Raw genomic sequence first — 17,474 nt, 5'->3', positions numbered from 1 at the left:
TGCTCGCAACGTAACAATGAACACCGTTCAGGCAGGAGCCTGGCCGCACCGCAAACGCTGCGGTGCAGTACCGCACTATGAGTGGGAGATACTGCAATGGCGGCAGCGACTACTGAGTCGGCCGCTTCGCCACGCTGAACCCGCAACGATATAGCTGGAGCGCTCCCCTGCGCACGTAAGGAGAACCGCACGTATGCGACGTGGAACCAAGCCCGCCGCCGTCATCGGATCAGGGCCAAATGGCCTCGCCGCCGCAATCACGCTGGCACGGGCCGGAGTAGATGTCACCGTTTTCGAAGCCGCCGACACGATTGGCGGCGGAACCAGGACGCAGTCAACGACGCTACCGAACGTTGTGCACGACATCTGTTCCGCCATCCATCCTATGGCGTTCGCGTCGCCATTCTTCCAACAGTTCGAACTGGAAAAGCGCGTCGATTTTCACGTTCCTGAGGTGTCGTACGCGCACCCGCTCGATGGCCGTCAAGCGGTCCTTGCTCACCGAGATATCAACGCCATGGTGTCCGAACTCGGACCAGATGGCCCGGCTTACCGTCGCTTACTCCAGCCCCTCCTCACCCACCTCGACGGTGCAACCAACTTTGCGCTCGGCGGATCCATGCTGCGCTTCCCGACACCAGCCGGCGTATTGGTGGGGCTCCGGGTTGCCGAACTCGGAATCTTGGCGGGGCGCATCCGCTTCCGCGAGGACGCAGCACCGGCCCTGCTCGCTGGGGTCGCGGCACACAGCATCGGCCACTCCCCCAGCCTCTCGGCGGCAGCGATCGGCGTCATGCTCTCGCTTTACGGCCACGCGCAGGGTTGGCCGGTACCTCTGGGCGGATCACAAGCCATCACTGCGGCGATGGCGGCAGATTTGAAGGCGCACGGCGGAACCATTGAGACGGGCCGCGAGATCACCAGCATGAGCGAGTTGGCGGGCTTCGGCAGCACCATCTTTGCCACGTCACCGCGCGCACTCGCACGCATTGCTGGTTCCGCTCTCCCCGATTCCTACCGCCGCAAACTCAACGCCTTCCGATATGGCGCCGCTGCCGCGAAGGTTGATTTCGTGTTGGACGGCCCCATTCCGTGGCGCGATGCGCGCGTCGCGCAAACGCCGACGGTCCACGTCGCCGGATCGCGTGCCGACATCGCTGACGCCGAGAACGCTGTACAACGAGGCCGCCATGCGGCACGCCCATACGTGCTCCTCGCGCAACCAACCGTGTTTGATGCGGCACGGAATCCCGCAGGCACAAACGCCGTGTGGACGTATGCTCACGTTCCGCACGGGTCAACGCGCGACGTCACCAACGACATCACGCAACAGATCGAACGTTTCGCCCCGGGCTTTCGCGACCGCGTCATTGCCAGCCACGTCACAACCGCGCAGGAGATGGGGCAATACAACGCGAACTACATCGGCGGCGATATCAATGCGGGCGCCGTGGATCTGCGTCAGCTCATCGCTCGACCGGTCCTGAGTCCGAAGCCGTGGCAAACACCCACCCCCGGCATCTACGTGGCTTCATCCGCCACGCCTCCAGGACCCGGCGTACATGGTCTGCCTGGCTGGTACGCCGCACAACACGCCCTGCGCAATGAGTACGGGCTCCCTGCTCCCAATCTCAGCGTGAGCGGTTCCTGATTTCGGGCTGTACTACGCGCCTTCCGGCATGCGCAGGAGTCTCGCGAGATTGAGGCCCTCACGCGTCACGGCGAGCTTGCGCATCGCACGGTACATGTGCGACTCCACGGTGCGCACAGAAAGGAACAGTTGTCGGGCGATCTCACGGTTACTCACGCCCTGTGCCGCAAGAATGGCCACCTGACGCTCACGCCTCGTCAGGACGACATCTCCGCATTCTTCGGCTTGCCACGTCGACGCTTGCACCTGCAACGCGCGCAACTGCTCCCCTGTTTCGATCGTGGTGTCGTACTGCTCGGTGCACTGCAGCACTCGTTCGACATGTTCCGCACCACCAAGCTCCAGCAAGATTTCGGTGCCAGCCACGACTCGTTGCATGTCGTGGGTAACGATCCCGTCCAACGTCACCGCTAGGGCCCATGGCAACGACCCCACCTCAAGATCATCGGCAGCCACGGGAAGCTCTCCGGTGGCGGCATTTTCCGGGCCGCCAGATGACACGGCCGCGAATTGCCGTGCGAGGGCACGGTAAGCGGTCTCGGCTCCCGGAACCTCGTCAACGGCGACAGCGAAAGCGTCGACTCCATGGGCAAAGGAGTTGAGCGACAGGTTCACAATCTGGATCGCGTAACGAACAAAGCGAGACCCGGTGAGATGCTCAGGCGTCGCGGTAGCGCGCTCACCGTCGCTGACGGACGCGAGCCAATCAAGCAGCACGGTGCTCTTGGCTTTTTTGAGAACCCGCACCGAGCTGACGACGCTTTCCGTATCGTTGGCAACCGCACGGTCCAGAAGATACGCCATCACGAGCGGCCCGAACGACGTCGTCTCGCCGCGCTGGAGGGTGTCGACGACCAACGTTTCGATAGCGCGAACAACCCGTTGATCGCTGCGCAGGCCCGCTGCGGCAAAGCACACCGACAGCCCAAATATGCCCTCAATCGTGGCGCGCGCATCGAGGTCGCTATCGATATCTGCTCCTCGGCGAGCCTCACCTACCATTTTGAATAGCGTCGCTTCAACGTCACGCAAGCCGGCGTGGTCCAAGCGGGTCGCACACACGGCGCCGATGATGAGCAGGGCGCGTACGCGCACGGCCGCATCCGCGTCAGAACGTTGCAACACTTTCTGAGCCTGTGCCCGCGCTTGTTCGCCAAGGCCCTGGTCGAGGCTGTTGGCGGCCACCAGCACTTCCGACAGTGCGTCGAAACGGTGCTTCTGCTCCGCTGGCACCAGCGTCGCGACAAGGTCAATGAGCTCGATGGCACCGTCAGTGACGTGGAAATAGGGAAGCTGCAGGCTCAATGCCCATGGCCACCACGGAACAGGAGGCTGAGGGTCGCGCCTACTCGCGAGACGATTAGCAAGCGCCTCGAACGGATCGGCCGCGCTTCGCGCAACAGCTTTCACCGTGACTGGGTACGACCCAGGAAAGACCGTCATGATGCGGCGGGCAATCGCGGCGGCCTGCACATAGTCGCCACGGTTACGAGCCAGCATCATGGCCGTCGCCAAAATGGCACGCTGAGAGTCGAGCGGAACAAGTGAGCGCAGTTTCTTATCAGTGCCAAGGGCCGCGCAGGCAGCAAAGATCTCCGCCTCCGAGCACGGCGCCTCAACAACATGTGCGGCACAAATATCGGCGAGAACATCGCGAGTTTGCGCGCGGCGGTCATCGGTTCCGTTACGCAACCTCAGAGCCGACTGAATGGGCGCAGGAATCATCAAGGATCCGCCGGCGTCAGACACAATGTGCGCCTGCACCAGCAGCGCGAGTTCTACTCGATCAAAAGCCTGAGCGATGCGCGCTATCTTCACACCGACGAGGGGTAACAGCGCGCCTGCCAATTCTTGCAACGACGTGGGAAGGCCACCGATGATCTTCGACGCGGCGACGATCGAAGGCCGCGAGAAGCGGGAAAGGCTTCCCGCCTCCTCAGGAGCGTCATCGCAGTCATGCAGGATGGCTGTTGCGAGCTCTGGATACCCACCACTATTCGCGTACACCCAGAGTCGCTCGATGCGCCCTGGTTCCGTTCTCATCCTTGTGCGTGAGCACTGCTCATCAATCAGCGCGTCAACATCGGGCTGGGTCAATGGCATGAGGCGCACGACGTGAGAGCGGCGCACCCGCGCCACGTGCTCGAACGGCGTCCCTTCTTCGAACGGGTGCGAGGGCTGACGCGTCATCAAAAACCGGACGGCAGGGTTAGCCGGAGCCGCATCGAGGATTGCGGCTTGTGATGTATCTGCGCGCTCGAGATCGATCGTGACCAGCACGGGTCTACGCTCGTTGCTCACGAGGGGCCAGCCCGTGGCATCCGTCACGCGCCAGTTCTGGGCGGCCAGAGCGTACTCGACGGATACTGCGAGGTTTGTGCGCCCCAACCCGTCTTCCGCCTCAACGACAACGTCGTTGCCGCCGCAGAGCAACGCGACGATTTCTTCGACCTCTTGCGATCGCCCAAATGACAAGGGGACGTCGCTATCGAGGCCGCTGTCGACACCAAAAGATGTCCGCTGAACTGATCGGGTCGCGATCCCGAGATCAGGATGTGTTGTGGATGCCATGGCTCACAATGTGTCGAATCGCACGGGGGGATGCTTGTCGCAATTTCGACTTTAGCGGATTATTCACGGCCCGCTGAATTACCCCACAACCAGTTGTGTGCTACCGCGTTCATGCTCGGTGAGATCGCCGTCTTCACCCGCGAGTGTGGCACGGCGCCCGAACCACAGCATGTAGAAAAGGAAGACCCCGAGTGCCACGGCGCCGATACCGATCTTCACTGGCCATGGCCAGGATTGTTGACCAGTGACGAAACCTTCGACAAGGCCCGAGAGTGCCAAGCCGAGGATAAGACCGACGACAACCGTTGCGAGGGAACGCCCGGCCTTCGCTAACGATTCCAGCCGAGTCATGGGCCCCGGAACCACCCATGCCCAGAAGATATGCAGCCCGGCAGCAACAGCCACGAAAATGCAGGTGAGCTCCAGGAGCCCGTGCGGCAGGATGTGCAGCAGAAATACGTCGCCCCTATCAAACTCCATCAACACGGCAGCCGATTGGCCAAGCCCGACGGCGTTTTGCATGAGCGCGGCGACGGGATAAATGCCCGTGATACCGAGAGCGATAACCTGCGCGGAAATCCAGGCGTTATTTGTCCACACCATGCCGGCGAACGAGGCTGCCGGGTTGTAATACTCGGTGAAGTCGTTCTCCGCGTACGCCTTCAGGGCATCGTGGTCGCCCATCGCGGCGATCAGCGCAGGATCAGAAGAGATCCAAAAGGCGACGAGCGCCGCAATGGCAATAAAGGCACACGCGACCGCGAGCGTGGTCCACCGCAAGCGATAAAGCGCCGCGGGCAGTTGCAGCGTGAAGAATCTGGGAATCTGGCGCATCACATTGTCCGGAGCGCCGGTTAGGCGAGCGCGGGTGTTGTTCAACAGCGTGGACAGGTAGTCGCTCAGCAGGGTGCGCCCCGCGCTGGTCTTCGCATCAGCGAGGTCAGCGGATGCGGCCCGATAGCGCGAAACGAGCTCGTCCACTTCCGCGCCGCTCAGCCGCTTCGTGCGCGCCAACTCCTCAAGGCGGTTCCACTCCCCCGCTCGAGCCGCACGCAACGCATCCAGATCCATTTGATTTACTGTACTCATGCCAACTGTGAGCACCGCAACCATGCAGGACGAAGTCCTCACCGGTGAAGCCGTTGCGCTTGACGTGCAGCCGCTCGGGTTTGTCGCTCGGGCTGTCGGTGCTGGCATTGACGTGCTCGTCATGGTGGCCGAGGGCATTGCTATCGCGCTCCTGCTGCAATGGCTTGCCAACAATGGTGTCCTCGATGATCAGACGTGGCGCATCGCGATGATTGTGGCGATCGTGCTGATCGCCGTCGCCATCCCCACCGCAGTAGAAACGCTCACCCATGGCCGTAGCCTCGGCAAACTCATCATGGGCGGCCGCATCGTGCGCGCGGATGGCGGAACCATCGGCTTCCGGCACGCTTTTCTGCGTGCGTTGGTGGGTGTCGTCGAGATTCTGATGACGTTCGGAACCATGGCTCTGCTCGTCGGCATCTTCACGCCGCGCGCGCAACGGCTCGGAGATCTCACCGCGGGAACCTACTGTGAGCGCGTGCGCACCCCCCAGGTTCCGACCTCCCACATCGTCTTGCCGCCGCAACTTAGCGAATGGGCTCTGGTTGCCGATGTTTCTCGAATGCCTGATCAGCTCTCCCGAAAACTGTGGCAGTTCTGCCACGAAGCATCGGTGATGAATCCGGCGTCACGCAACCGTCTCGCATCGGAGCTACTGGCTCAGGCATGGGACTATGTGCACCCGATTCCACCCGGAGATCCGGTGGTCGCGGTGACCGGCATCATGGTCGTGCGTCGCGATCGTGAGTTTCGCGCCCTCGAAACTCGCAGCTCACGCTCGGCTCGGCTTCTGGCAGGCACACAACCTCGCTAGAACCGAATCGCGTCGATCACTTTGACGCGCACGGCGACCGTAGCGGGCACAAGTCCGGCGAGCGCCCCGATCAGCACGGACGCGCCGAGCCCGATGAATGCAGCGAGATACGGAACCGGCGGGAGATCTTGCACGCCGGGCATGACGAGGCCGACCACACCGGCACGAAGCGCGGCAACCACAATCGCAACCCCCAGCACCCCCGCCACCGTCGTTGCGACCAGGGATTCGAGCAGAACCGTCGTAAACAATCGGGCCTGGCTGGCGCCGAACGCACGCCGCACGCCGATCTCGCGCACGCGCTGCCGCATCGCGACGAGTTGCACATTGACAAGGCCGAGAGCCGCGAGCAACAACACCATGGCGGCAACACCCCCGACGACGAGCTGCGCGATGAAGGCGCCCGGGTTCGGCCCATACGCCATCCAGTCGCTGCGATACGCAGACAGCGTGGTGTCCGCGGGGAGCCCCTGTCGCAGATCGGCGGCGAGAAGTGGGCCAATCTCATCAACCGAGTCCTCGTTGACCCAGACATAGCGGGTGAGCGTTGTGCCCTCTGGAAGTTCGGCGCGCTCCCGGTAGAAGTCCCACAGCATGCGCACGATCGGATCCCTTGAGCCTTCCCACTCTGCCTTCAGAACCCCCACGAGCTGGTAAGTGCCAGCGAGGTCCCCACCCAACTCGACCACCGGATGCGTGTCAACGGTGGGAGACCCGAGTTGTGTCCAGAGGAATTCCGAGACCATGATGGGTGGCGCGAGAAGCTCGGCATCGCCCTCCCGGAACGTGCGCCCTGTCACCAAGTCGTCACGAAAAACGGCGGAGATGGTGATACCGATGAGACTGAGCATGACTCGACGTTTGTGTGTCCGTAGCTCACCCCATGCATCGGTAGTCCCGCCAATAATCGGCGCGATCGAGAAACTCATGCTTGTGCTCCCAGCGTCGGGGCCGCGAACGCGGCGGTGAGGTCAACGGGCGACAGCACACCATGATCGAGCCGGTAGTGGGTGCGTGCACGGGCGGCGACATGGAGATCGTGGGTGATCGTTAAGAGCGCTGCCTCCGTTTCGGTTGCGATCTCGTCGAGGAGGCTCATCACCTCAGCACCGGTGTCAATATCAAGGGCGCCTGTTGGTTCGTCGGCAAGGATCAACGCGGGTCTGCGCACCAATGCGCGGGCAATGGCAACGCGTTGCTGTTCGCCGCCTGAGAGCCGATCAACACTCTGATCAATACGGTGTCCGAGCCCCACACGCTCCAGCATGTCTGCCGCAATCGCGCGGCGGTTCCAGAACGGTTTTCCCGTTGCATACGACAGCGGAACACAGACATTCTCCCGCGCTGTGCGGCCAGGCAAATGGAGCAGGACCATCGGGGATAGCGAGGCTGCCGTCGGCTGGAGCGTTTACGAGACGGTAGAGGGAGGTCGCGGCGATCGGTGCCGAGACGTGGAAGCGATGCGGTGTGAGGTCAGCGACCTTGGCACCCGCGGTAAGGCTCATTCCCGTGAAGTAGACGAACTCCCCCAGCGTTCCTCGTTCCGGCGCCGTGATGTCGAAAGTGCGGACCGGATCGGCAGTGCGCACGGTCAGAAGTACCTGACCTGCTTCGACCCATGCCCCGGTGCTCGCATGCACCGCGCGAATCTCAACGTTGTCTGAAGACAGGATCGAGACGGGTGCGTCTTGCATAACCGTCGCTGCCAACGCCATCGTGTTGATGATTTCGCCTGTTTCCACGGTCACGACCGGTTCTACAATCGCCGACTGTGCCACGCTGACGGGTTGCTCGCGATCAGAAAGAACGCAAATTTGGTGAGTGCGACAGCGATGACGCCAATCAACAACATCAACGTGGGAAAAATGACGCGTCGCCAGACCACCATGTCGCGCCTCCTCCGGTACCACCGTGATACCTGTCTCGACGCTAGGGCTCGGGGCCACCGGGCGTAGCGTTGACGCGCAGATTCAGGGACGTGTGGGGGAAACCCCCTGACCCCGCGCTCGCTATGACTGCAGTGTCTCGTGGCGCACGATCATCCAGCCGCGCGGAACCGACAGACGCTCGTAGTGTTGCAGGCAAAGGTCATGTGCGTGTGGGTTTCCGGCGGGTCCGAGTGGACCGACTGCCGCCATTTGATCGGCATAGTCGTACGTCAGCGTGGCGATTGCCTCGCGGGAACACCCCACCTTGGAACACAACCTGGTCTGCATGATTAGTCCCACATTAGCGAAGGCTCATCCGCGTCCGAGGCCAGTGCTGCGGCGTTCCGCAAAACGTGACGCGTAAGATGGTGCCATGACAGGTGATGCCGACTCAACGCCCGCGCCCACGCGGTCACGTCACGGTCGCCATGGTCGCGCTGGCCGCTCGCAGCTCACGCGCCCGCCACTGCCCCAACTGGAAAGCCGCATCGACCGTTTCGACGTGATCGTGGCTACCACGAGTGAATACCTGCGCTCAGCGCACGAGGCGCTCCGAGACGTACGCTTTGAAGTCGGAACCATCCCGTTCGACGCGAAGCGCGAAATGCCGCGTTGGTCAGTGCTGGCAGATGAAAAGCGCATCGTTCTGTTCCGCGTTCCGCTCGAGCGGCTCGACCGTTGGCACCGTGACGATGAGTGGCACGGTCGGATGATCGTGGAATCCGCCGTTATCTATGCCGCCGCAGAGTACCTTGGCAAGGAACCGTGGGAGCTCGCCCCTGAACGTCGCCACTAGGCCCGCGCTGGGCGCACCTGACGTTTAGTGGCGCACGACGACGGGCATTGCGGCAGCATCTGCCGGCCACACCGGGTACATTGCCGTCGCGTTGTCCTCTGCGTAGCTGATGGCGGCATGCACCTGGCCGTCGTGAACGGTAATGGTGCCATGCGTTGCGGGGAGGACGGCAACCGCGATCGTTTCTCCCGGTTCCATGACGTAATCCCGATTACCCGCGGGCGACTCCACAGTGACGCTAGCCGTCGTCTCACCGGCGTTTACGAGCGTCAAGGAGGGCGAGCCCCCGTCCGCCACGGCAAACGGAGTGTCCCCGCCGCTGAGCTGCGGAGCAGCCGTAGCCCACGCAAAATCAGAGCCGCCTTCGTACCCGGTGGTTGACCATGCGGCCGCAACCACGGGGTGCAACGCTGTAACAGTCATCACGTATGTGCCTGCAGGCAGCGGTGGCAGCTCCACATCCGCAGGAATACCGCCTTCCAGCGCCATGGTGGTGCGGTAGGCCTCGACGCTCGTGCCAACCTCGCGGAACGTTACTGTTGCGGTCGTCGTGGTCTCCGGTGAAAGCAAACGAGCACGTTGGAACTCCATAGCCCCGTCCCCCGCGTCTGCGACGACGATGCCGGGAACCACCTGCAGCATTTGTGCCGAGGCAACGGCACTTTGCACGTCAACGCCACCGGTCACGAGGGTGCGCACGATGCCCGATTGCAGATTGGCGACGATGGGGGTGTCATGTGCGTCAACGCGCAATACCGGCCCCATTTCGTCACCGGCAAGCGACGCAAGGTCCACGGCAACAGTCGATTGGGCGGCGACGACAATACCCGTTGATCCGGGCACCTTCTGCGGACCAGCAACGCCGTAAACGGTGAGGTCAACGGTTGCCGTTACTTCACCGGGGTTCGTCAACGTGACGACCCCTGTTGTTCCGGTTGTGGTGTCGGCGCCGACGATCCACGATTGCATGGCGGCGGGTTGGCACGCGTATGCGGCGAAGCCCGTGAGGTCAGCTGTGGCAATCTGAGTCGAGCCTGCCGCGGCAGCCGCGACTCTTTCACCATCAACCGGGTCGACCACAAACATCGTCGACGTGACGTTTTCGACGTTGCTGACCGCCACGAGCTCTTCACGGATGCCGACAGGTGCCGACGACACATAGCTGAAGGACTCAGCAATGGACAGGGCTTGCGCATTCGAAGCGTCGCGGCCAACCGCGAGCAGCGGTCCAGAGCATCCGAGCAGGGTTGTTCCGGCTGCGGGCTGAGCGGTAATCGCCGGTCGGCTCGCTTCGACGCCGTCGAACGGAACCATCACGGCGGCGGCAACACCGAACGTTGCGCCCGCCACAATGACGAGGCCGCCAACCAGGCGCGCGCTGAGATGCGCAAGGCTCAGTCGTTGAGTGCTCATAGGTCCTCCGCTTCGTGTGCATCGACGATGCGGGGTTTACGCCTGGAAGCGCGCACCGATGTGGGCGTCGGAATCGCCAGCAGCACGGCAATGAGCGTTACGATTCCACTCGCAACTGCCATGGTCCTGACATATTGGGTGTCGTGCGCGGTGAGCTCGGTGCGAGGCGCGGGTTCACCGTTAAAGCGCCACAGCGCACCCTTGCCAGTCTCACCGACTCGCGTCATCCCCGACATCACGTTCAGCGACGCAATCGCGGATTCACGGGCTGCCTGGGCGGTCGGCTCGTCAACCGTCAGCGCAACCAGGATGTACTGCACACCCAGCTCGCCAATCGCTTCTGCCGAGGTTCCGGCCCCCGGGGTCACAAGCGCCGCGACCTCCGTGGCAAGCTTCTCATCGGCTGCCGTCACGCTCGTGCGGGTGTTGACAAGCGTCGACTGCGCGCCGAGCGCATTCGTGCCGCCCCACACCACACGGGTGAGGAACGAGCCGTCAGATTGCGGAACCAGGATGAGGGTTCCGACATCGGGGTTCTCCCGCGCCTCAGCGGCAACAAATGCTGGCAGTGTGGTGTCGCGGCCCTGCTCCAGTGCGGCTTCGCCACGTGCGGGAGCCGTCAAGAGCGGAACAGAAGCAACCGCGATGAGCAGGGTCGCAACGACCGCGATCACCGACCTCACCGCCGACTTGATGCGTGCTGCGTCCAGTGTGATGAGGGCAGCGAGTATCAGGCTGAGCCACGCTGCGGAGAGCAGCGCACCTGGCCAGATGGCCGCTGCCTGTGCGTCCGCAAACGACAGTGCGATGCGCGCCGCCATCAGCGCCGAGACCGTGGCCGCCGCAGCCACCAGCACGAGGGCCGAGCCGACGCGCCAGCGCGTGAGGAAAGGCGCGATGAGGGCGAGCACGAGCACCGGTGCCACGAGGAGTGCCGCGAAGGGTGCGAGTGCGGACAGATGCCAGGTCTCGAGGAAGCTTGACCAGCCGGCCGGATCGGCGTCGGGGAATCCTGCCGCAGTCAGCAGGGCGCCAAGCCAGGAGCTGTCGGCACGAGCCCCACCGAATACCGGGCCAGGATCAACAATGGTGGCAAGCGGATTACCGTTCGTCCAGTTGCGCCATGCCAACGGCACGAACCACACCAGGGTAGGGACGATGACCCATAGATGGCGCACGGCACCGCGCACACGACCGAAACCGAGGAAAACCACGGCGACGATCACGCTGGCAACGGCGAGAAAGAGGCCAAGCGACGGCGCGCATGCAGCGATCGCTGCCATCAGCAACGAGGCGGCTCCCGCCGCTCCCCAGGAACGGTGCACGGCCATCAGTGCGTAAGCCAGCCACGGCAGAAGCAGGTGAGCGAGCACGGCCGTCGGGCGAGGAGTCATCAATGCGGAAAGGAAGACAGGCGACAGCGCCCAGGCAAGGGCGCCGACGATACCCAGACCCGAGCGTTCCGTCACGCGGGTGGAGGCAAACCACCCACCGATCACCGCAAGCGGCAGGGCGAGAATCCACAGCACGACGAAAGCCACGCCAGGCGCGGTCGGTGACAGGCTTCCGATGACGGCAACCACAACGGCGAACGGATCCGCGGGCCCCGGGCCATCGATGCCCACGCCCGCATAACCAAACTGCGTGTCAGCCCACAGCCGGGCGACGGTATCGCGCAGCGGTAGTAGCGCTCCGCCCGCAATCGTCGGCCATGCCAAAAGCGCAGGAAACAGCACGATGGACACAACGAGCGCACCCAATGCGACCCAGGCGCCACCGCCGGAGAAGAACCGCAGATCACTCTTGATGGTGGTGTTATCTTCATTGGCTTCTTGCCGCTCAGCTGCCTTCACCTGACGCGGAGTCAGTCGCAGAGGGGCGACGCGCTTGAAGCCAGCGCGGGATCCGGCAAGCGCGCGACGTGAACGCGCAATCGCACCCCATCGCAACCCGGCAGCCATGGTTCCGCCCCACTCAGGGATCACTCGCTCGGGCTGCTTGTTGATGAGGTGCTGGACCGTGCGACCAAGCGCCAGGAACGGGAAGCTCAGGATGTGCAGGACGACCGCCCACGCAGGCGCATACGTGAGCCTGCGGTGTAGCTGAGCCACGCGAGTGACGTAGTGGATGCGGCGGCGGTCTCGAGCTTTACGCGGCGCGGGCAGGCCGGCGACGCCGTCACCATGCACAGCAACGACGGCGTTCGGGGCGAGATCGACGCGGTGCTCGCGCAGGCGGGCTCGAACGCCGATGTCGAGGCCTTCGTCACCGCCGGCGAGGGCCGGATCCGGCAGCAGGACTTTTACCTCGTCAGCTCGAATGAGCATGCCGCGAATATCAGCACCGAGGAGGTCTTCAGTGCCATCGTGCTGGCCCTGGTCGATCTGACCGATGCCAATGACGACGGCGCGTCCGTACTCGGTCATCGATACACCGACCGATTGGAGAACCGTCGGTTCGTTAGCGCGCACCAGCTTCGGCGCCACCACCGCAACCGACAGCGACGTCTCCAGACGCGCGGCGAGGTGTTGCAGCGCGTCAGGTGCTGGAGCCGTGTCTTGTGCGAGCAACCACAGCGCGCGCCCGTCGGCAATGCGCCGGGAAGCAAGATCAATCGCAGCCGCAAAGCCTGTCGTGGCAGGCGCAGCAATGATGCTTTCCGCCCCCGATTCGTTAAGAACGTCGGTGATGTCTTTACGCGTGCCACACAGCACAACCGTCAGCGCATCAACCGGGTGAGTCTGCGCGGCGATCGCCGCAAGGGTTTCTTTGAGGTGCGCGAGAGTCTCGACGCGCGCATCGGCGCGAACAACGAGAACGGCGTGAATGGGGGCGGGCATAACAGTGCCAGCCTAAGCAGGAATCGGGAATGAGAGCGGCGCACGCGCCGGACACGCCGGAGCGAGCGCCGCAAACTCAGACTGCTCGGCGTTTGAGCTTTCGACGTTCGCGTTCGCTCAATCCGCCCCAGATGCCGAATCGCTCATCGTTCTGAAGGGCGTACTCTAGGCATTCGGAGCGCACATCGCACGTCGAGCAGATTCGCTTCGCGTCACGCGTGGATCCGCCCTTCTCCGGGAAGAATGCCTCAGGGTCGGTCTGCGCACACAGCGCATCCGTTTGCCAAGCAAGAGCGTTATCGTCATCATCGGATGGTTTGCGGACGCCCGGCACACCAAGGTGGACCGGGTCAACGAACCAGTTGTCGGGAACGCCTGAACGGTAGGCCGTCATGTGCTCTCCCTTTCTTTTCCCCCGGACACAGGATGCCGTGCCCTACCTAATTACACCCGTGTCATTCGTGTGGGTCAAGTCGCGGATAGTAAACCCTCAACCAATTCTTTAACCTTCATGCGGAAAACACGGCGTGTCGCGCTCAAACCGACCTCATCTTGCGCAGAACTGGGGCGAGGCGCGGCGGCAACCTCACCGAACTTTGATGCCTGAACGATAGATTTAGTGATCATGGCCACCACCTCGCTTCACCCCGTCGGCGCTCCACCGCAGGCTCCCCCACGTGAATCGACGCGCCGGTTGATGCTTCGCGCTCACGCGATCTTCGTGCTCTTCACGTTTTTTGCGCTGCCATTTTGGAATCACCTTCTCGGAACCATGGGTGCAGGTGGCGTCGTCGTCCTGATGTCGCTGGGAACACTGGGATGGTGGATTCCGCTCCTCGTTGCGCAACACAAAACAAACCCGTTCCCGTGGCGCAGACTGCCCTGGACCGCCCTGCTGTTTGTGTTGTGGGCAACGGTTTCGATCACGTGGTCAGCGTGGCCAGCATCCAGCGCTCTCACGGTGACCGGCCTCTTGCTGGTCACGCTGCATGCACTGTTCCTTGTCCACGTGTTGAGCTGGCGCGAACTCATGCGCGTGATCGCGTCAGCACTGAAGTGGGTCGTTGGCCTGTCGCTGGTGTTCGAGCTGTTCGTGTCGCTGATCATTCAGCACCCGATCTTCCCCTTCTTTGTCGAGGCTCCAGAAGGCAAAGTCGATCCACAGTGGTACTGGTCACGTAACAACCTGTTCGACGGCGGCCGCATTCAGGGCATCCTTGGCAATGCGAATCTGCTTGGCGTCCTGTGCCTCATCGCGATCATGGTGTTCACGATTCGCGCGTTGTCGAACGCGCCACGGCGTAGCTGGCAGATCGCCTGGATCATCGTCTCCGGGTACATGATGTACCGCGCAGGCTCCGCCACCGTCTTCATGTGTGCGGCCGGCGTCCTCGCCGTTCTCACGTGCGTACTCGTGATGCGACGTACGACCAAGCCGTCTCAGCGCTCACTCGCCTATTTTGTGTTCGCAGGTGTTGGTTCCACCATCGCCCTGCTGGTTCTTGTGTACCGTGATTTCGTCTTCGGGCTCTTGGGTCGTAGTGACAACCTCACGGGGCGCGCCGACATCTGGGCCGCGATCGGTGACCGCATCGCGCAGCGACCGGTCATCGGATGGGGGCACGCAAGCCCCTGGCCCCCGTTTGATCCGGCAATTTCGGCGGGCCTCGTTGATCATGGGCAAATCGTCATGCAGGCACACAGCATGTGGATTGACGTGATTTATCAGCTGGGATGGATCGGCTGTGCGATCTTCATTGCCACGTTGCTCGCGTTGACGTGGCGCGCGTGGTTCTTCGCGGTCGATCGTCCCCGCTGGGACTTGGACTCACACCGCCCCTACGTTGTGATCAGCATCTTCCCTGTGCTCATGGTGGCGCTCCTGCTCGTGCAGGGCATTACCGAGTCCGCACCGCTCATGCTCTGGGGCTGGCTGTTTATCGTCATGCTCAGCTTCAAAATTAAGTCGGCTCCCGTTGTCGGCATCGGAACGACTGAGCAGTCCGCCGCGCTCGAACGGGGCGATGCCCCGCCCACCCGCCGACACTCGACACGCCGATGAGTGCCGCTCGTAGCCTTTCTCTCGCCGAGATCCTCGACTCAGCGGCGTTCGCCCGTGCTTACGCCGTCACCGCGTTCGCAACCGCTTTTGGTGGCCCGCTCATCGAAAATCTGGTGGGCTCGGCAACGCTGACAACGATCATGGTCGGGCTTGTCCTGATCGGTGCGGCAGTCCTGTTCGTTCGCCGCGCAGAACTCGCCTGGATCCGCTTCATCCCATCGAGCATCGCGCTCATATTGCTGTGGACATGCTTGTCGTTCGCCTGGTCTTCCGATCAACGATTGACTTGGATAGGCATCTGGGGCGCACTCGGCTACGCCTTTCTTGCCATCGTGATCGCACATATCCGCGACTCGCTGCAAACGGTGCGTGCGATCGGCGACGTGTTGCGGGTCTTGCTGGCACTGTCGATCGTTGTGGAGCTACTCAGCGGCGTCTTCTTCGACTCTGCCTTCGAGTTCCTCGGGGTGCAGGGCAACATCACCGCGGGCGGGCCGGTGCAGGGCATTTTTGAAACCCGCAACATGTTGGGCCTGGTCAGCGTGATTGCCCTCGTCACGTTCGTCGTCGAGTTCCGCACCCAATCGATAGAGAAGCCGCGTGCGGTCGTGAGCATCGCCATGGCACTCGCCCTCATCGGTCTTTCCCTCTCCCCGACGGCCATTGTTTTGGTCGGTGTCGTTGCCGCCAGTGCCGGAACTCTGGCGATCGTGCGCGCGACGCAGCCCGAGCGACGTAACGCCGTGCAGCTCACTTTGGCCGCCCTCGTTGTGGGCATGATCGTCATCGGTCTCGTTTTCCGGCACCAGATCATTCGCTGGCTGGGAGCAGGAACCGACATCGCCGTGCGTGCCGACCTGTGGAACGCGTTGCTCGACTACAGCCGGCTACAGCCCTGGCAGGGATGGGGCTACTTCGGCGCGTGGGCGCCGAACGAGTTTCCGTTCTGGTCGATCAATGACCGTGCCGGCGAGGATATTCATCTCAGCGCGCTGAATGCCTTCTTCGATGTGTTGATTCAGCTCGGCATCGTCGGTCTCGTGCTGTTCCTCTTCGCCGCCGGTCTCGCACTCACGCGCGCCTGGCTCATTGCGACGCAGCGCAAGTCGATCCTGTACGCGTGGACTCCTTTGGTGCTGATCACGCTGCTCGCAAACTCGATGTTAGAGAGCACGGTTCTCACCAGCGTCGGTTTCATGCTGTTCGTGCTGTGTGCGACGCGGGCCGGGCAAGTGAAGTCGTGGCGAGAACTGCTTGATGCGCCGCGCCCTCAGAGTCCGTCCATCCAGCCAGGGTAGGCTCGAAGGCGTTCCGCTCCCCCTCCACACCCTGGGAATCATGTCTGCTGCATTCGAACCGGCGTCGGCAACAATCGTTGTCGTTACGTACAACCGCTCGCACCTGCTGACGCGTCTTCTCGACTCCGTCATTGCGATGGACCCGAAGCCGGGCTATGTCGTCGTGGTGGATAACGCATCCGCTGACGACACTCCAGAACTCGTCGAGACCTACCGCGACAAGCTCGGAACCACGCTCGTGTACCAGCGTATGGAGACAAACACCGGTGGTTCCGGTGGCTTCAGCGAGGGCATGCGGGTCGCCTATGAGCTGGGCTCCGAATGGATCTGGATGATGGACGACGATGTTGAACTCGTCGCCGACGGTCTGGCCAAGATGGGCAAGTGGGCACCGCGCTTCAAGAGCATTCAGGGTCGCCGCTATGACTATGACGGCAGCGAGTTCTATTGGCAATACCGCGTTTCACCGTCGATGGGAATTCCGATTCCGTTCGCTCCGGCAGCTTTCGACAGCTCCGGGTACAAAGAGATGAACTCGGGCTGCTTCGAGGGCATGTTCATCCACCGCGACATCGTGCAGCAGATCGGCCTTCCCGACCCGCGCTTCTTCATCTACTGGGATGACACGGTGTACGGCTGGCTCGCGTCCCTCAAGACGACCGCCGTGATCGTCGACGACTTCGTCTTGCGTCGCACGCGCGAAATCAAACAGTGGGACATGGGCCTGCGTCATCTCAACGCTTCGAGCGACGCGTACCGCTACTACATCATGCGTAACCGTGCATATATGCGCCACTACTACAAGCAGCACGGCACATACCGCCCCGTTGCTTTTGCTTTCGGCTCGTTCCTGACGTTTGCGAAAGAACTGATCCGCCTCACGATTGTGGAGCGCAAGGTGCGCGGAACCAGTAATCTGTTCCGCGGTATTCGTGACGGTCGCAAGCTGTCGCGCGACCGCACATGGACGCCGATGCCGCCGCTTGCCCCGCTCACCACCGACGCTAAGTAA

At 62.6% G+C, this 17,474-nt stretch carries 14 protein-coding genes and 1 pseudogene; 6 read left to right on the top strand and 9 right to left on the bottom strand.

Features of this window, described 5'->3' with window-relative positions; translation table 11 throughout:
• Positions 1-193: 193 nt before the first annotated feature.
• Positions 194-1,651, top strand: a complete 1,458-nt coding sequence (locus KTJ77_RS03455) for an NAD(P)/FAD-dependent oxidoreductase (protein WP_217337109.1) — start codon at positions 194-196, stop codon at positions 1,649-1,651.
• 12 nt (positions 1,652-1,663) lie between these two features.
• On the opposite strand, the gene KTJ77_RS03450 is transcribed toward KTJ77_RS03455, so the two are convergent.
• Both KTJ77_RS03450 and KTJ77_RS03445 read right to left on the bottom strand, forming a co-directional pair.
• Positions 1,664-4,222, bottom strand: a complete 2,559-nt coding sequence (locus KTJ77_RS03450; RefSeq protein ID WP_217337108.1) for a helix-turn-helix transcriptional regulator — start codon at positions 4,220-4,222, stop codon at positions 1,664-1,666.
• A gap of 78 nt (positions 4,223-4,300) precedes the next feature.
• On the bottom strand, positions 4,301-5,293 hold the full coding sequence (locus KTJ77_RS03445) for a stage II sporulation protein M (RefSeq protein WP_217338308.1): 993 nt from the start codon (positions 5,291-5,293) through the stop codon (positions 4,301-4,303).
• A 16-nt stretch (positions 5,294-5,309) separates the two neighbouring features.
• On the opposite strand from KTJ77_RS03445, the gene KTJ77_RS03440 reads away from it, so the two are divergent.
• Complete coding sequence (locus tag KTJ77_RS03440; protein ID WP_217337107.1) at positions 5,310-6,125, top strand: RDD family protein; 816 nt, start codon at positions 5,310-5,312, stop codon at positions 6,123-6,125.
• On the opposite strand, the gene KTJ77_RS03435 is transcribed toward KTJ77_RS03440, so the two are convergent.
• The 4 genes and pseudogenes from KTJ77_RS03435 to KTJ77_RS03425 all read right to left on the bottom strand — a co-directional run bounded on the left by KTJ77_RS03435 (position 6,122) and on the right by KTJ77_RS03425 (position 8,341).
• Complete coding sequence (locus KTJ77_RS03435; RefSeq protein WP_254367352.1) at positions 6,122-6,976, bottom strand: ABC transporter permease; 855 nt, start codon at positions 6,974-6,976, stop codon at positions 6,122-6,124. The genes KTJ77_RS03440 and KTJ77_RS03435 overlap by 4 nt on opposite strands.
• A gap of 74 nt (positions 6,977-7,050) precedes the next feature.
• Positions 7,051-7,485: pseudogene (locus KTJ77_RS03430) on the bottom strand (ABC transporter ATP-binding protein); the annotation flags it as partial.
• Between the two features lie 396 nt (positions 7,486-7,881).
• Positions 7,882-8,013, bottom strand: a complete 132-nt coding sequence (locus tag KTJ77_RS13560; RefSeq protein WP_302180711.1) for a hypothetical protein — start codon at positions 8,011-8,013, stop codon at positions 7,882-7,884.
• A 121-nt stretch (positions 8,014-8,134) separates the two neighbouring features.
• Complete coding sequence (locus KTJ77_RS03425) at positions 8,135-8,341, bottom strand: DUF3499 family protein (protein ID WP_217337104.1); 207 nt, start codon at positions 8,339-8,341, stop codon at positions 8,135-8,137.
• 85 nt (positions 8,342-8,426) lie between these two features.
• Here KTJ77_RS03425 and KTJ77_RS03420 point away from each other — a divergent pair, with 85 nt between their 5' ends.
• Complete coding sequence (locus KTJ77_RS03420) at positions 8,427-8,849, top strand: hypothetical protein (protein ID WP_217337103.1); 423 nt, start codon at positions 8,427-8,429, stop codon at positions 8,847-8,849.
• Between the two features lie 24 nt (positions 8,850-8,873).
• On the opposite strand, the gene KTJ77_RS03415 is transcribed toward KTJ77_RS03420, so the two are convergent.
• The 3 genes from KTJ77_RS03415 to KTJ77_RS03405 form a co-directional block, all read right to left on the bottom strand.
• Positions 8,874-10,262, bottom strand: coding sequence for a DUF5719 family protein (locus KTJ77_RS03415; RefSeq protein ID WP_217337102.1), 1,389 nt, complete (start codon positions 10,260-10,262; stop codon positions 8,874-8,876).
• Entirely contained in the window at positions 10,259-13,102 is a 2,844-nt protein-coding gene (locus KTJ77_RS03410; protein WP_217337101.1) for a glycosyltransferase, read from the bottom strand. Before KTJ77_RS03410 ends, KTJ77_RS03415 begins: the two co-directional genes overlap by 4 nt.
• Before the next feature lie 76 nt (positions 13,103-13,178).
• Positions 13,179-13,496 (bottom strand): WhiB family transcriptional regulator, encoded by a 318-nt coding sequence (locus KTJ77_RS03405; RefSeq protein WP_217337100.1) that lies wholly within the window; start codon positions 13,494-13,496, stop codon positions 13,179-13,181.
• Positions 13,497-13,727: 231 nt separating this feature from the next.
• Here KTJ77_RS03405 and KTJ77_RS03400 point away from each other — a divergent pair, with 231 nt between their 5' ends.
• Genes KTJ77_RS03400 through KTJ77_RS03390 form a run of 3 tightly spaced genes read left to right on the top strand, consistent with a single transcriptional unit; the run spans position 13,728 to position 17,474 of the window.
• Complete coding sequence (locus KTJ77_RS03400) at positions 13,728-15,164, top strand: O-antigen ligase (protein ID WP_217337099.1); 1,437 nt, start codon at positions 13,728-13,730, stop codon at positions 15,162-15,164.
• Positions 15,161-16,462, top strand: coding sequence for an O-antigen ligase (locus KTJ77_RS03395; protein ID WP_217337098.1), 1,302 nt, complete (start codon positions 15,161-15,163; stop codon positions 16,460-16,462). Before KTJ77_RS03400 ends, KTJ77_RS03395 begins: the two co-directional genes overlap by 4 nt.
• A gap of 40 nt (positions 16,463-16,502) precedes the next feature.
• Positions 16,503-17,474, top strand: a complete 972-nt coding sequence (locus tag KTJ77_RS03390; RefSeq protein ID WP_217337097.1) for a glycosyltransferase family 2 protein — start codon at positions 16,503-16,505, stop codon at positions 17,472-17,474.

The organism is Microbacterium sp. NC79, assembly GCF_019061125.1.
In the GTDB taxonomy this organism is placed as follows: domain Bacteria; phylum Actinomycetota; class Actinomycetes; order Actinomycetales; family Microbacteriaceae; genus Microbacterium.
Note: the sequence above shows the minus strand (reverse complement) of the source record. Positions and strands in the feature narration are given on the sequence as shown.

Coding starts and splice junctions, on each gene's coding strand:
- KTJ77_RS03455 (WP_217337109.1), top strand. CDS start 194: ATGCGACGTGGAACCAAGCCCGCCGCCGTCATCGGATCAGGGCCAAAT.
- KTJ77_RS03450 (WP_217337108.1), bottom strand. CDS start 4,222: ATGGCATCCACAACACATCCTGATCTCGGGATCGCGACCCGATCAGTT.
- KTJ77_RS03445 (WP_217338308.1), bottom strand. CDS start 5,293: ATGGATCTGGATGCGTTGCGTGCGGCTCGAGCGGGGGAGTGGAACCGC.
- KTJ77_RS03440 (WP_217337107.1), top strand. CDS start 5,310: ATGCCAACTGTGAGCACCGCAACCATGCAGGACGAAGTCCTCACCGGT.
- KTJ77_RS03435 (WP_254367352.1), bottom strand. CDS start 6,976: ATGCTCAGTCTCATCGGTATCACCATCTCCGCCGTTTTTCGTGACGAC.
- KTJ77_RS13560 (WP_302180711.1), bottom strand. CDS start 8,013: ATGGTGGTCTGGCGACGCGTCATTTTTCCCACGTTGATGTTGTTGATT.
- KTJ77_RS03425 (WP_217337104.1), bottom strand. CDS start 8,341: ATGCAGACCAGGTTGTGTTCCAAGGTGGGGTGTTCCCGCGAGGCAATC.
- KTJ77_RS03420 (WP_217337103.1), top strand. CDS start 8,427: ATGACAGGTGATGCCGACTCAACGCCCGCGCCCACGCGGTCACGTCAC.
- KTJ77_RS03415 (WP_217337102.1), bottom strand. CDS start 10,262: ATGAGCACTCAACGACTGAGCCTTGCGCATCTCAGCGCGCGCCTGGTT.
- KTJ77_RS03410 (WP_217337101.1), bottom strand. CDS start 13,102: ATGCCCGCCCCCATTCACGCCGTTCTCGTTGTTCGCGCCGATGCGCGC.
- KTJ77_RS03405 (WP_217337100.1), bottom strand. CDS start 13,496: ATGACGGCCTACCGTTCAGGCGTTCCCGACAACTGGTTCGTTGACCCG.
- KTJ77_RS03400 (WP_217337099.1), top strand. CDS start 13,728: ATGGCCACCACCTCGCTTCACCCCGTCGGCGCTCCACCGCAGGCTCCC.
- KTJ77_RS03395 (WP_217337098.1), top strand. CDS start 15,161: ATGAGTGCCGCTCGTAGCCTTTCTCTCGCCGAGATCCTCGACTCAGCG.
- KTJ77_RS03390 (WP_217337097.1), top strand. CDS start 16,503: ATGTCTGCTGCATTCGAACCGGCGTCGGCAACAATCGTTGTCGTTACG.